Origin of the sequence: Novosphingobium huizhouense (genome assembly GCF_020179475.1) — a bacterium.
GTDB lineage: Bacteria > Pseudomonadota > Alphaproteobacteria > Sphingomonadales > Sphingomonadaceae > Novosphingobium > Novosphingobium huizhouense.
This window is the reverse complement of record NZ_JAILXZ010000003.1, coordinates 74,818-89,128: the sequence shown is the minus strand read 5'-3', so window position 1 is coordinate 89,128 and position 14,311 is coordinate 74,818. Positions and strand designations below refer to the sequence as shown.

Annotated in this window: 10 protein-coding genes; 4 read left to right on the top strand and 6 right to left on the bottom strand. The window is 68.5% G+C overall.

The features are described 5' to 3' along the window. Positions 1-21: 21 nt before the first annotated feature. The 3 genes from K3A85_RS12365 to K3A85_RS12355 are packed head-to-tail and all read right to left on the bottom strand — an operon-like array spanning position 22 to position 6,420. Positions 22-3,714 carry an error-prone DNA polymerase gene (locus K3A85_RS12365; protein ID WP_225206833.1) on the bottom strand — a complete coding sequence of 1,231 codons (3,693 nt, stop codon included), beginning with the start codon at positions 3,712-3,714 and terminating at the stop codon, positions 22-24. A gap of 19 nt (positions 3,715-3,733) precedes the next feature. Then, complete coding sequence (locus tag K3A85_RS12360) at positions 3,734-5,176, bottom strand: UdgX family uracil-DNA binding protein (protein ID WP_225206832.1); 1,443 nt, start codon at positions 5,174-5,176, stop codon at positions 3,734-3,736. Beyond that, positions 5,173-6,420, bottom strand: a complete 1,248-nt coding sequence (locus K3A85_RS12355; protein ID WP_225206831.1) for a putative DNA modification/repair radical SAM protein — start codon at positions 6,418-6,420, stop codon at positions 5,173-5,175. Before K3A85_RS12355 ends, K3A85_RS12360 begins: the two co-directional genes overlap by 4 nt. 145 nt (positions 6,421-6,565) lie before the next feature. On the opposite strand from K3A85_RS12355, the gene K3A85_RS12350 reads away from it, so the two are divergent. After that, positions 6,566-7,459 (top strand): alpha/beta fold hydrolase, encoded by an 894-nt coding sequence (locus K3A85_RS12350; protein ID WP_225206830.1) that lies wholly within the window; start codon positions 6,566-6,568, stop codon positions 7,457-7,459. An 8-nt stretch (positions 7,460-7,467) separates the two neighbouring features. Here the strand turns inward: K3A85_RS12350 and K3A85_RS12345 are convergent, their stop codons facing one another. Both K3A85_RS12345 and K3A85_RS12340 read right to left on the bottom strand, forming a co-directional pair. Continuing rightward, the gene (locus tag K3A85_RS12345; protein WP_225206829.1) at positions 7,468-9,048 is read right to left on the bottom strand and encodes a DUF6504 family protein; all 1,581 of its coding nucleotides are present in this window, start codon (positions 9,046-9,048) and stop codon (positions 7,468-7,470) included. Further along, positions 8,954-9,733 (bottom strand): hypothetical protein, encoded by a 780-nt coding sequence (locus tag K3A85_RS12340; RefSeq protein WP_225206828.1) that lies wholly within the window; start codon positions 9,731-9,733, stop codon positions 8,954-8,956. The genes K3A85_RS12345 and K3A85_RS12340 overlap by 95 nt, the downstream gene beginning before the upstream one ends. 159 nt (positions 9,734-9,892) lie before the next feature. Between K3A85_RS12340 and K3A85_RS12335 the strand changes: the two genes are divergently transcribed. Further along, positions 9,893-10,375 carry a pyridoxamine 5'-phosphate oxidase family protein gene (locus K3A85_RS12335; protein ID WP_225206827.1) on the top strand — a complete coding sequence of 161 codons (483 nt, stop codon included), beginning with the start codon at positions 9,893-9,895 and terminating at the stop codon, positions 10,373-10,375. Positions 10,376-10,448: 73 nt separating this feature from the next. Here K3A85_RS12335 and K3A85_RS12330 read toward each other — a convergent pair whose 3' ends face one another. Continuing rightward, a complete protein-coding gene (locus tag K3A85_RS12330) occupies positions 10,449-12,026 on the bottom strand; it encodes an amino acid permease (protein ID WP_225206826.1) in 1,578 nt (525 codons plus the stop codon). Positions 12,027-12,222: 196 nt separating this feature from the next. On the opposite strand from K3A85_RS12330, the gene panB reads away from it, so the two are divergent. Further along, positions 12,223-13,104 (top strand): 3-methyl-2-oxobutanoate hydroxymethyltransferase, encoded by an 882-nt coding sequence (panB, locus tag K3A85_RS12325; RefSeq protein ID WP_225206825.1) that lies wholly within the window; start codon positions 12,223-12,225, stop codon positions 13,102-13,104. A gap of 135 nt (positions 13,105-13,239) precedes the next feature. Continuing rightward, complete coding sequence (locus K3A85_RS12320) at positions 13,240-14,307, top strand: DUF475 domain-containing protein (RefSeq protein ID WP_225206824.1); 1,068 nt, start codon at positions 13,240-13,242, stop codon at positions 14,305-14,307. Positions 14,308-14,311: the final 4 nt, after the last annotated feature.

The window sequence follows — 14,311 nt, the reverse complement described above, 5'->3', positions numbered from 1 at the left end:
GACAGGCGGCGCGCGTCATCGTCAATGGAAGTCGCGCGACTTGGGAATGATCCGCACGTCGCGCGGATGGCTGCGATGGTAGCCACATTCGCGATTGCCGGGCGGGGCAACGAAAGGTTCCTCGGGCGGGAACGACACCGCGGCGCCGCGCATATGGCTCGGCAGCGGGTTGTTGACGTGATCGGCGCGCGCCAGCGGAGGCGCCAGTGTCGCGTCGGACAGGGCATTGAGCGCGGCGCTGGCGTCGGTGAGATGCGCGGCAATCACGTGGATCACCTCGTCGTCGTATTCGACGCGACCGCGCACTTCCATCAGCCGCGCGCCCATCACCACCTTGCGCTGCTTCTCCTTGAGATCGGGCCAGACGACGAGGTTGACCACGCCGGTCTCGTCCTCGAGCGTGATGAAGCACACCCCCTTGGCCGACCCCGGCTGCTGGCGGATCAGCACCACCCCGGCGACATGGACCATCGACCGGAACTTGCGCTGGCGCAGGTCGCAGGCGCGCACGAAGCCGCGCTCGGCAAGGCCGGCGCGCAGGAAGGCCATCGGGTGCGCCTTCAGCGACAGGCGCTGGGTCTGGTAATCGGCAACGACTTCCTCTGACAGCGGCATGGCCGGCAGGCGGGTGACGCTGCGCTCGGTTCCCTGGTCGCGCGCGGCGGCGGCAGCGAACAGCGGCAGGTCTGGCGCGGCGATCAGGCTGCGCGCATCCCATAGCGCCTGGCGCCGCGACAGGCCGAGCGAGCCCAGCGCATCGGCGGCGGCCAGGCGCTCGATCACCGCCGGCGACAGCCCCGCCCGATCCTTGAGCGCGGCGGCATCGGCGAAGGCCCCGCCCTCACCCCGCGCCGACACCAGCGCGGCGGCGGCGTGTTCGGCCAGGCCATCGATCTGGCGCAGGCCGAGGCGCAGGGCGATTCTGGTTTCGCGCGGAGGCGAGGAAGACGGCAGGTGGTTTCGCGCAGAGACCGCAGAGGGCGCAGAGAGGCCCTGCCCGCCGCAGGCGGGATGTCTTCCGGCATCGCCATCTGAAAGCAAAGCGGCTTCGCCGCCGCGCGCCCCCTCTCTGCGCTCCCTGCGGTCTCTGCGCGAACCCGTTCCTTCTTCCCTCTGCGCCTCTGCGCCTCTGCGCGAAACATCCTCATCGCCCTGAACCTCCAACGTGCAGTCCCAGTCCGAGTGGTTGACGTCGGCGGGAAGCACGACGACGCCGTGCTGGGCGGCGTCGTGGACGATCTGCGCCGGGGCGTAGAAGCCCATCGGCTGCGAGTTGAGCAGCGCGCAGGCGAAGGCCGCAGGATAATGGCACTTGAGCCACGACGAGACGTAGACGAGGTGCGCGAAGCTCGCCGCGTGGCTTTCGGGAAAGCCGTATTCGCCGAAGCCCTTGATCTGGTCGAAGCAGCGCGCGGCGAAGTCGGGATCGTAGCCACGCTCGATCATCCGCCCGACCATCATGTCCTGCAGTTCGTCGACCATGCCGCGGCTGCGGAAGGTCGCCATCGCCTTGCGCAGGCGGTTGGCTTCGCGGCTGGAGAACTTTGCCGCGTCGAGCGCGATCTTCATCGCCTGTTCCTGGAAGATCGGCACGCCGTATGTCCGCCCGAGGATCGCACTGAGTTCATCCGGGGGACCGTGGCGCGGGTCGGGCGCGGGGATCGTCACCGCCTCGTCCCCGCGCCGCCGCTTGAGGTAGGGGTGGACCATGTCGCCCTGGATCGGCCCGGGCCGGACGATCGCCACCTGCACGACAAGGTCGTAGAATTCGCGCGGGCGCAGGCGAGGCAGCATGTTCATCTGCGCACGGCTCTCGACCTGGAACACGCCCAGCGAATCCCCCTTGCACAGCATGTCGTAGACCGCCGGGTCCTCGCGCGGGACGCTGGCGAGAGTCAGGTCCTGCCCGTGGTGCGCGCGCAGGAGGTCGAGGCACTTGGCAATGCAGGTGAGCATGCCGAGCGCGAGCACATCGACCTTGAGGATGCCCAAGGCATCGATGTCGTCCTTGTCCCATTCGATGAAGCTGCGCTCGGGCATCGCCCCGTTGCCGATCGGCACGGTCTCGGTCAGCGGCCCCTGGGTGAGGATGAAGCCGCCGACGTGCTGCGAAAGATGCCGCGGCATTCCGATCATCTGCTGCGTCAACTTCAGAACCCGTCTCAAGTGTGGATCCGTCAGATCGAGCCCGGTTTCGGCGACGTGCTTCTCGGCGATCTCGGTGCCCCAGCCGCCCCAGACGGTGCGCGCCAATGCGGCGGTGACGTCTTCGGTCAGCCCCATCGCCTTGCCCACCTCGCGCACCGCCATGCGCGGGCGGTAGTGGATCACCGTGGCGCAGAGCCCGGCGCGCTGGCGGCCGTAGCGGCGGTAAATGTACTGGATCACCTCCTCGCGCCGCTCGTGCTCGAAATCGACGTCGATGTCGGGCGGCTCCTTGCGCTCCTCGGAGATGAAGCGATCGAACAGCAGCGCGTGGCGCGCAGGGTCCACTGCGGTGATTTCCAGGCAGTAGCACACCGCCGAATTGGCCGCCGAGCCGCGCCCCTGGCACAGGATCGGCGGCTCGCAGCCGCGCGCGAAATCGACGATGTCCTTGATCGTGAGGAAATAGGTCGCGAGGTTGAGCTTGCCAATCAGTTCAAGTTCGCGGCGCAGCGTGTCGGCGACGCTTTCGGGCACGCCGGCGGGATAGCGGATCGCCGCGCCGGCCCATGTCCGTTCTTCAAGCCAAGTCTGAGGATCGTGGCCTTCAGGGCAGATTTCCTTGGGATATTCGTAGCGCAACTCGCTCAAGCTGAAGCGGCAGGCATCGGCGAGATCGCGCGCGGCGGCAATCGCGTGCGGCCAGCGCGCGAAGAGCCGGACCATCTCCTCGGGCGACTTCAGGTGCCGTTCGCCATTGGCTTCGAGCAGATAGCCGGCGCGATCGACCGTGGTCTTGTGGCGGATCGCGGTCATCACGTCCTGCAGCGGCCGCCGCTCGGGCGCGTGGTAGAGCACGTCGTTGGTGGCGAGCAGGCCGAGGCCGTGCGCGCGCGCCAGCGCGTCGAGCCGCTCGATCCGGGCGACGTCGTCGCCGGCATGGAGCGGCGTTGCCGCGAGGTGGCGCAGCGTGGGCAGGCTGTGGACAAGGTGGGGGACAAGTTCGGCAAAAGCGGTGGACCCGGCTGTGGGCAAGCTGGCGTCATCGTGCAGCGCGACCACGTTGCTCCCCGCGCCGAGGGGAAAGCGGCGGTCGAGATCACGCGGCGGCACCAGCACGAGATGCACGCCATCGCCATGCGCGGCGAGCAGCGCGAGGTCGATCTCGCACACCCCCTTGGCCTGCCATTGTCCGTCGAGCGTCGCCATGCGGGCGGCCGAGATCAGGCGGCACAGGCGACCGTAGGCGGCGCGGTCGGAGGGATAGGCGAGGAAGGCGAACCCCTCGACCGTCTCGATCCGGCAGCCGATCACCGGGCGCAGGCGCAGTGCATGGGCTTCGGTGTGGATGCGCACGACGCCCGCCATCGAATTGACGTCGGCCACGCCCAGCGCATCGTAACCGAGCGCGCGCGCCTGGAGGACGAGATCGACCGGGTCGGACGCGCCGCGCAGGAAGGAAAAGCAGGTGACGAGGCCCAGTTCGACGAACGGCGCGCGCAGCGGGGGAAGCAGGTCCTCTTCGGGCTCGATCCGCCGCCGCTCGGGAGTCAGCGGTCCTTCGGGCACGGCGCCCTCCGCCTGCCGGTCATGACGTCAGCTCGGCAAGACGCCCTGCGACCGTGCGCAAGTCCTGCGCAAAGCGGGCCTCCTCGCCTGCCCTGGCGTCATCCTGGAGCCGCAGCAGGTAGCTGGGGTGGGTGGTGATCCACAGCTCCGCCCCATCCTCGAGCGCATGGGGCCGGCTGCGCTCCTTCTGCACGCTGACGGTGCGGCCGAGCAGCCCGCGCGCCGCGCTGGCGCCGAGCGCGAGGATCAGCCGCGGACGGACCAGCAGGCGCTCGCTGTCGACCCACCAGCGGCAGGTGTCGATCTCCTTGGCGGTGGGCGACTGGTGCAGCCGTCGCTTGCCCCGCGGCACGAACTTGAAGTGCTTGACCGCATTGGTGAGCCAGGCAGCGCCGAGATCGAGGCCCGCGTCTTCGAGATGCGAACGGAGCAGGCGCCCGGCCGGGCCGACGAACGGCCGCCCCTGCTGTTCCTCGACATCGCCGGGCTGCTCGCCGACGATCATCAGCGGCGCGCGTGAAGGCCCTTCGCCCGCCACGGCATGGGTGCCGTTGCAGCCGATCGGGCAGCGGCGGCAGGCCTCGATCATGTTCGCAATCTGCTCGAGGTTCGCCGGGCGCTCCGCGTCCTCGAACATCGACCTGCCGCTATCCACCATCGTCGCCTCGCGCGCCTGGGCCGTGGCGACGAGCTCGGGAATGAGCGCCGCTTCGGGCATGTTCTTCCAGTACTTGCGGGGCATCTCCTTGAGCATCGCCCCGATCTTCAAACGCGCGGGGTTGAAGATCGACGCATAGTAGCGGCGCCACAGGTCCTCGGTGGGGTCGCCACTGGGCGCATCGGCGCGTTCGGCCGGGGGGCCTTCCTGCAAGCTCTCGCCATCCCAGTGGAGCGTCCCCTGGGGCGTGAGGATCGACCAGCGCATGGTGGTGAAGCGGCGGACGAAGAACCCGGCATTGGCGCGCAGGATGTGGTGCTCGGGCTCGAACCAGGCGACGTAGCGTTCCGCGCCGCTGTCCTCCTCGACCACGCGGAAGCGCAGGAAGGCGCGCATCTTGTGGATGTCGCGCCGCACCTGCCGCGCCAGCCGGTCGGCCTGCCCGACATCGGCATCGGCGGCATCCTCCATCAGCCGGGGCTGCGCCTGCAGCCGCCAGAGCAACCGGTACAGCAAGGAAAATCTTTCCGGATCAGAATGAAGGGTGACGCTTTGGGCAAGTTGCAGGAACTGACGCGACGCGCGCGGTTGCGCCGCCCCAGCCGCCGGCACGGGCAGGCGGCGGTCGCCTTGGGCAAAGAGATCCGTGGCCGCGCTGCCGGGTGCATCCCATACCACGCGGTCGGGCGGGACGTCGCACTGGACCAGCCGCCGCGCCTGATCCCGCCAGCCTTCGAAATCGTCCGGCGCGCCGAGCGTGACCTGATAGGCGTGCGGCAGGCGCATGTCGCGAAACGGGGTCATGCCACGAACAGTTCGAGCTGCTCGGCCTTCCTGGGCGCGACCAGCGTGCGCAAGTCGGCCTTGTCGGTCAGCAGCACCGGGCGCCAGTCCTCGGCGACGAGGAACGGGCGCACCTTGGCGAGCGAGACCGTCAGCCGGGCGATGTCGTCGAGTCGCAAACGACGCTGGCGGCGCGCGGCGAGGATCGCGTTGACCGCGCGCACGCCGAGCCCCGGCACGCGCAGCAGCGCTTCGCGCGGAGCGCGATTGACGTCGACCGGAAAGCGCTCGCGGAACTTGAGCGCCCAGGCGAGCTTGGGATCGATGTCGAGCGGGAGCATGCCGCCGGCGTCGGTCACCTGCTGCACTTCGCCGGGGGCATAGCCGTAGAAACGCATCAGCCAGTCCGACTGGTACAGGCGGTGCTCGCGGATCAAGGGCGGGCGCTTGAGCGGCAGGACCGCGCTGGCGTCGGGGATCGGGCTGAACGCGGAGTAATAGACGCGGCGCAAGGCGAAGCGATCGTAGAGCGTGCTCGCGCGCCCGACGATATCGGCATCGCTCGCCGCATCGGCGCCGACGATCATCTGGGTGGACTGCCCGGCGGGCGCGAACTTCGGAGCCGACTTGAACTTCGTGCGGGCATCCTTGGCTTCGACGATCGCGGCCTTGACCGTGCCCATCGCGCCTTCGATCTGCCCCGCCGATTTGTCAGGCGCGAGGCGGGTGAGGCCAGCAACCGTCGGCAGTTCGACGTTGATCGACACGCGATCGGCGTAGAGCCCGGCGCGCGCGACCAGCTCGGGATCGGCCTCGGGGATCGTCTTGAGGTGGATGTACCCGCGAAAATCGTGTTCTGCCCGAAGGATGCGTGCGACTTCTATCAACTGTTCCATGGTGTGGCTGGAGCTTTTGACGATGCCCGAGGAAAGGAACAGCCCTTCGATGTAGTTGCGGCGGTAGAACGCCAGCGTCAGGTCCACCACCTCTTGCGGGGTGAAGCGCGCGCGCCGCGTGTTCGAACTCTTGCGGTTGATGCAGTAGTGGCAATCGAACACACAGTGGTTGGTCAGCAGGATCTTGAGCAGCGAGATGCAGCGGCCATCGGGCGCATAGGCGTGGCAGATGCCCATGCCTTCGGTCGAGCCGATCCCTTTCCCGCCCTTGCTGTTGCGCCTGGCCGTGCCCGACGAGGCGCAGGAAGCATCGTACTTGGCGGCGTCGGCCAGGATTTCGAGTCGTTCCATCACGGATTGCCGGGTCATTTGTTCCTTATATGTTCTCGCGTTGGAAATGGCCAGACCCGTTCCCTGCCTCTTGAGGCAGGCCGAGGGGCAGCGCGCGAGGAACCGCTGCATGGCTCGCGCGGTTGATCGGCGGACGGACGGGACCCCACGGAGATTCAATGCCATGCCGATGATCGAGACCCGCGACGGGACCAGTCTCTACGTCAAGTCCTGGGGCGACGGCGCGCCCGTGATCCTGATCCACGGCTGGCCGCTGTCGGGCGATTCGTGGGACCCGATCAGCCATGCGCTGGCCGAAGCGGGCTACCGCGCGATCGCCTACGACCGGCGCGGCTTCGGCCGGTCGGACCAGCCCTCGGGCGGTTACGACTACGACACCTTCGCCGACGACCTTGCCGATGTGATGGCCGCGACCGGCGCGACCGAGAACGTTTCGCTGGTCGGCTTCTCGATGGGCGGCGGCGAGATCGCGCGCTACATGTCGCGCCATGGCGGGCGCGGCGTGGCGCGCGTGGCGCTGGTCTCGTCGGTCGTGCCCTACATGCTCCAGACCGACGACAACCCCGATGGCGTGCCGCAGGCGACCTTCGACCAGATGACCGACGGCATGCTGGAGGATCGCGCCAAGTTCATGGCCACGTTCTTCAAGGAGTTCTACGGCGTCGGCTGGATCAGCCAGCCGGTCAGCGACGAAGTGCTGCAGTTGTCGTGGGCGACGGCGATGATGGCGGGGCTGCGCCCGACGCTCGCCGCCGCCAAGGCCTTCGCCACGACCGACTTCCGCCCCGACCTGCCCGCCTTCACCGTGCCGACGCTGGTGATCCACGGCACCTCGGACAAGACCGTGCCGATCGAGGCGACGGGGCGCGCGGTTGCGCGGGCGGTGCCGCAATCGACGCTGATCGAATACGATGGCGAGCCGCACGGCGTGTTCGCGACGCAGGTCGAACGATTGAAGGCCAATCTGCTCGATTTCCTTGCGGGGCGCGATCCCGACGACCGGCAGGAAGTGCTCGATGCAATGACCGCGAGCGCCATGGTGGCGCCACCGGTCTGAGCAGGGCGCTAGGCCGATAGCCCCTGGATGAACCATTCGGGCATGCCGCCGCGGCCATCGCCTGCGATGCCGTGGCGGTAGATCCAGAAACGCCGGCCTTCCTCGTCCTCGATGCGGTAGTAGTCGCGCAGGCGCACGCTCGAGCGTTCGCGCCACCACTCGGGCGCGATCCGCTCCGGGCCTTCGGCGCGCGCGATCACGTGCCGCCGACCGCGCCACCCGAACACGCGCGGCAGGCCGTCGGGAGCAGCGTAGATGACCGCGATCGATTCGGGTCTATCCAGCAGTTTCAGTGGCCTGTGGTGAAATTCGAATTCTTCCTGTGAAGTCTTCACCGGTGCGAGAGGTGGCTGCCAGCGCTGCGCGCGTTCGGGCAGGTGGCTCGCCTGGGGCGCCGGGCGGCGCACCGCCTGCGGCCCCAGCCGCACCGTCAGCCGGTCGATGCAGGCGGCAAGGCTGGTGCCGTGGTTCTCGGCCGCGGCCTCGAGATCGCTCTGCGCCAGCGCCAGCGGCTCGGTCCACGAAGCGCGCATCCGCACCAGTTCGATGCCGAAGCCTGCATCGACATCGTCGAGCCGCGCCGCGAACAGGCGCACCAGATGCGCCGGATCGCGCGAGGCGGCGGCCATCTCGAGCCGCCGCACCAAGACCTCGCCATCGACCTTCCACAGCCCCAGTTCGAGCCGCCGCGCCCCCTGCCCGCGCCCTTCGAGCGCGCGCGCCATGTCCCCGGCCAGGTCGGCGACGACGCGGTCGAGCAGGCTGCGGTGGCGGATCGGCTCCATCAGCCGGCGCTGGACCATCGGCGCCTCCACCCCGATCACCGGCAGCGCCGGCTCGGGCACGCGGCCGAGCAACTGGTCGAGCCGGACGAGCGGATTGGCGGCGGGCGAGCGGCGGTTGCGGAAACGCCGGGCGAGGTTCTCGCGTTCGACCGAAGCGAGATCCTCGATCCGCTTGAGCCCCAAGCGACGCAACAGCAGCAGGACATCGTCGTCGAGCCGCAGCGCCGCCACCGGCAGCGCGCCGAGGCGGCGGGCGACGTCCTCGCCGCCCGCCAGGATCGCGCCTTGCGGACCGTGATGGGCAAGCGCCCAGGCCGCGCCGGCGGTGGGCGCGAGCGCGACGCGCGCGGCAAGGCCCCGCCGCTGCAGCAGGCGCAGGGCATCCGCGACCAGCGCCTGCTCGCCGCCGAACAGGTGCGCGGCGCCAGTGGTGTCGACGATCACTCCATCGGGCGGATCGAGCGCGCTCCACGGCCCCCAGCGCTGCGCCCAGAGCGCGAGGCCTTCGAGAAAGGCGAGATCGCCGGCAGGATCGGCGGGATGGACGACGAGCCCCGGGCACAGCGCGCGGGCATCGGCGAGCATCGTGCCCACCACCGCCCCTTGCGCCTGCGCGGCGGCATTGACCGCGGCGATGCGCGGGCCGTGCGCGCTTTCGCCGACCAGCACGACGGGGGCCGCATCGGCGTCGCGCCCCCTGTCGCAGCCCTCAGCCAGCCGCCAACGATCGATCGCCAGGTGCGCGCACCAGATCGCCAGCACCCGCCTCGAAAGCGGGGGAGACAGCGAGGGCGGAGGCGTCATCGCGCAAGGTCCATTGTCCGGGTTGGAAGGTGTGGGCGCGGAACAGCTCGGCGCGCCAGGTGGGATCGCCCGGGGCATGGGCATTCCAGCGCGGCGCCGGCGATGGCGCGGCGACCACTTTCCAGCGCATCCGCGCCGAGCCGAGATCGCAGGCGGCATCGAGCCGCACCAGCCAGAGCGGCACGCCGTGCCTTTCGGCCGCGAGGCTCAATCGGCGCGAGGCGGTGAAATCGAGCGCCTTGGGGTTGCCCGCAATCTCGCCGATGACGAAGGCGAGATCCCGGCAGCGCAAGGCCTCCTCCAGCGCGAACAGCGCGTCCTCGGGCTTGTCGGCGGCGACGTGGATCAGGCGGTGGCGCAAGTCGGGCGGCAGGCCCGGGCGATAGGGCCGGCCCGACAAGCGACGCGCGGCCTTGTCCTGCACCCAGAGCCAGGCGCGCTCGTCGGGCGTATCGGCGGCAGGATCGCCGGGAGCACAGCGCCAGCCTTCGTTCTTCAGCGCTTCGCGCGCGAGGGCAAGGGCAAGGCCCGCGCCGCTGCCTTCGCCTGCGGGCGCAAAGATCTCGGCATGGCGGCAGCCGGTGGCGAGCCCCGGACGCCACCGGCCCGCGCGCGTCGATGCGGCAAGGCCGCGGACAAGACCAGGCGGAAGGCCGGAAGGAACGGACGAGTTGGACAGGTGCATGGCGAATCGACTCCGATGTTCTTATTATGTTCCATGGACGGACCGATGCAATCCGGCTGTCCACAGGCTTGCCCATGGGGGCTCCATCGCGCGCTGCAGCGGAACCAACCGCGCCGAAATCCCGTTGCAGGCCCAAGCCAAACAACAGGATGCACTGCCATGAAATACGACCAGGGCGACCCGCAGGAGCTCAAGGACAAGTTCTGGAAGGCGATGTCCGCCTCGCCTTACGTGATGCTCCAGCTCGACCAGGACCCCGATTCGGCGGCGCCGATGACCGCGCAGCTCGACAAGGACGCGAACAGCGCCATCTGGTTCTTCACCTCGCGCGACAACCGTTTCGCCACGATGGGTGCGGCGACCGCGACCTTCGCTTCCAAGGGTCACGACGTGTTCGCGCGCTTTGCCGGAACGCTCGTCGAGGAAACCAGCCGCGAGCGGCTCGAGGCGCAGTGGAACAACTTCGTCGAAGCCTGGTTTCCCGGCGGCAAGGACGATCCCAACCTGCTGATGCTGCGCATGGACCTGGGCGACGCTTCGATCTGGGCGGGCGAACTGGGCGCGCTCAACACGGTCAAGATGGCGCTGGGCATGGACGTGACCAACGACATCAAGGGCGGGTTTGCCGAAACCCAGCTCTGAGCCCCACATCCCCCAAACCAAAAGGGCGCCTCCCAGCGGGGAGACGCCCTTTTTTCATGCCCTGCGGCGATGGTCAGGCGACCGGCGGCACCGGCTGCGGCGGAACGTCGCCGTCCTCCTCGTGAACTTCGACGAGACCGCGCCCGACATGGCTCATGCGGAAGCCGTAGGCGAAGTAGAACACCAGCCCGATCGCGCCCCAGACCGGCAGCACGATCATCGCCTCGAACGGCAGGTTGAAGAACAGGAACACGCAGCCCACCGCCGCGATCGGCCCGATCACCCAGACCAGCGGGGTGCGGAACGGGCGGACGCGATTGGGATCGCGCAGCCGCAGGATCAGCACCGCGATCGCCACCATGAAGAACGCGAACAGCGTGCCCGAGTTGGAGATATCGGCCAGCTGGCCGACCGGCAGCAGCGCCGCGGCAATCGCCACGAACACACCGGTGACAATGGTGACAACGTGCGGCGTCTTCCACTTCGGGTGCACGCTGGCGAGCTTTTCGGGCAGCAGGCCGTCGCGCGCCATCACGAAGAAGATGCGGGTCTGGCCGAACATCATCATCAGGATGACCGAAGGCAGCGCAAGATTGGCGGCAAGGCCGATCAGGTCGCCCGCCCACGAATAGTTAATCGCGCGCAGCACATGGGCCAGCGCCTCGTTCGAGCAGACCAGCGGTTCCTGGCCCTGCGCGAGGAGCGCGGCGCACTGCTGGGTGAACTCGGCCGAGCCCGGGGGCACGCCCAGCGCCGTCGGCTGCGCGCCGATCGCACCGATCGCGCCCGACGCGACGAGCAGATAGAAGATCGTGCACAGCGCAAGGCTGCCGATCAGGCCGATCGGCACGTTGCGCTGCGGATCCTTGGTTTCCTCGGCCGCGGTCGAGACCGCGTCGAAGCCGACATAGGCGAAGAAGATCGACGAAGCGGCGCCGACGATGCCCATGCCCGAGGTGCCCGCCGGGCCGAACCAGCCGTTGGGCGCGAACGGCGCGAAATGGCTGCGGTCGAGCGCCGGCAGCGTCAGCACGATGAACATGGTCAGCGCGGTGACCTTGATCGCCACCAGCACCGCGTTGAACGTGGCGCTTTCCTTGGTGCCGCGCACCAGCAGCGCCGTGACCGCGAGCGCGACGAAGATCGCCGGCACGTTGATCAGGCCGGTCGAGAAATCGGGGTGCGGAATGACCCCGTTCATCGTCCAGGTCGGCCCGGCGCGCAACATGGCGGGTAGCTCGAAACCTGTCAGGCTTTTGACAAGTCCCATGAAGTAACCCGACCACCCCACGGAAACCGCGGACGCAGCCACCGCGTACTCGAGGATCAGCGCCCAGCCGACCATCCACGCGAGGAGTTCTCCGACCACCGCATAGCTGTAGGTATAGGCCGAGCCGGAGACCGGCACCATCGAGGCGAGTTCCGAATAGCACAGCGCCGCCACCGCGCAGACGAAGCCGGCGATGACGAAGCTCCACATCATGCCAGGTCCCGCCTTTTGCGCGGCCGCGGCGGTGAGCACAAAGATGCCGGTGCCGATGATGGCGCCGACGCCGAGCAGAGTAAGCTGGACAGGGCCGAGCGAGCGATGAAGGCCCTTTTTCTCGGCAGTTGCTAGAATGGCGTCGAGTGGTTTGACGCGACCGAACATGCATTTCTCCCGAACGCGGGGCGGCGCAACGCACCACCCCCTTGCGGTCGTTGCACCGGTAACCAGGTTATGCAGACGGACGCTAGCGGCAAGCGCAGGTGCCGAAAAGCGCTTTTTCCCCAGCCTTGCGCGGCTGCTTGCGGCTTTTGCGCGAGGGGTTAGAAGCTTTCGCCCCGAAGGGAGAGAAATTTTCACGATGTCGACCACCTTCCAGCTCGATACCGCCACCAGCCGCGCGAACCCGACGCCCGCGCCGATGAAGCGCCTGACCGTGCCGGCAATCCGCCAGCGCAAGAAGGACGGCATGACCGCCGAGCCCGTGGTCATGCTCACGGCCTACACCGCGCGGCAGGCCCAACTGCTCGATGCGCACTGCGATCTGCTGCTGGTGGGGGATTCGCTCGGCCAGGTGATCTATGGCCTGCCCTCGAGCGTGCCGGTGACGCTCGACATGATGATCGCGCACGGCGCGGCGGTGGTGCGCGGCTCGTACCACGCCGCCGTGGTCGTCGACATGCCGTTCGGGACTTACGAGCAGAGCCCCGAGCAGGCCTTCGCCAGCGCCAGCCGGGTGCTCAAGGAAACCGGCTGCGCAGCGATCAAGCTCGAAGGCGGCGAGGCGATGGCGCCGACGGTCGCGTTCCTGACCCAGCGCGGCATCCCGGTGATGGGCCATGTCGGCCTGACCCCGCAGGCGGTCAACGTGCTCGGCGGATACAATGCGCGCGGCCGCAACGAAGCCGAAGCGGCGAAGATCGTCGGCGACGCCAAGGCGCTGGCCGATGCCGGCGCCTTCGCCATCGTCATCGAGGGCGTGGTCGAGCCGATCGCGATCGCGATCACCCAGGCCGTCCCCTGCCCCACCATCGGCATCGGCGCTTCGGCGCAGTGCGACGGGCAGGTGCTGGTGACCGAGGATATGCTGGGCATGTTCGAGCGCGTCCCGCGCTTCGTCAAAGTGTATGAAAACATTGCCGACGTGATTTCCGGCGCGGCCGCGCGATACGCCGCCGAGGTGCGCGACCGCAGTTTCCCCGGGATCGAGCAGACCTACCAGCCGCGCGCGCCCAAGGCGTAAGCGGCGGCGGTTCTCGCCGCGCAACTGGAACCATACTGGCCCGGAAGGCTTTGCGAACGCAGGCCCGCCGGGCTAGAGGCGCGCCCTGGACCGACGTGGCTGCCGCCACACCCACACACGAAAGCGCGAAACGTTTTGCTCAACCAGTTCAAGGGATCCTTCCTGTTCACCCTCGCCTGCCTCGCGCTCGCGGTGGCCTATGGCTGGTGGCAAACCCATTCCGCATCGGCAACGCTGTCGCTGGTGTGGATCGTCGTGGTCCTGTCGGTGCTCGAAATCTCGCTCTCGTTCGACAATGCGGTGGTGAATGCGACCGTCCTGCAGGAGATGGACGACGTCTGGCGGCGGCGCTTCCTGACCTGGGGCATGGTGATCGCGGTGTTCGGCATGCGGATCGTCTTTCCGCTGGCGATCGTGGCGATTGCCGCCGGGATCGGCCCGGTCGAGGCGCTCCATCTCTCGCTGCGGGACCCCCGCCGCTACGAGGAGATCGTCAGCGGCGCGCACATCGGAATCGCCGGGTTCGGCGGCGCGTTCCTGGCGATGGTGGGGCTGTCGTTCTTCTTCGACGACGAGAAGGACGTCCACTGGATCGACTGGATCGAGGAGAAGCTCGCGCTGTTCTCCAACGTCAAGGCAGCGGAGATCGCGCTGCTGCTGCTGGCCCTGTGGGGTGTTTCGCTGCTGCTGCCGGTCGACGGCGCACTGACCTTCATGGTTTCCGGCGCGCTCGGGATCGTCGCGTTCATCGCGGTCGAGGCCATCGGCACGATCCTCGAAATGCGCGAGGAGGCACAGAAGGCGGCGGGCGCCATGGTGCGCTCGGGTCTCGGCGGGTTCCTCTACCTCAACGTGCTCGACGCCTCGTTCAGCTTCGACGGGGTGATCGGCGCCTTTGCCCTGTCCAACAACATGATCGTGATCGCGCTGGGCCTGTCGATCGGCGCGATGTTCGTGCGCTCGATGACGATCGTCCTGGTCGAGCGCGGCACGCTGTCGGAATATCGCTACCTCGAACACGGCGCGTTCTGGGCGATCATCGCGCTGGGCGGCATCATGCTCGCCTCTGCACGCTTCGAGATACCCGAGACGGTGACCGGGCTGATCGGCGCGGTGCTGATCGGCGCTTCGCTCTACTGGTCGGTGCGCCACAAGCGCAAGCTCCCGGACGGCGAGATCGAAGCCGCCGTCCGGGCCGACTGACCGA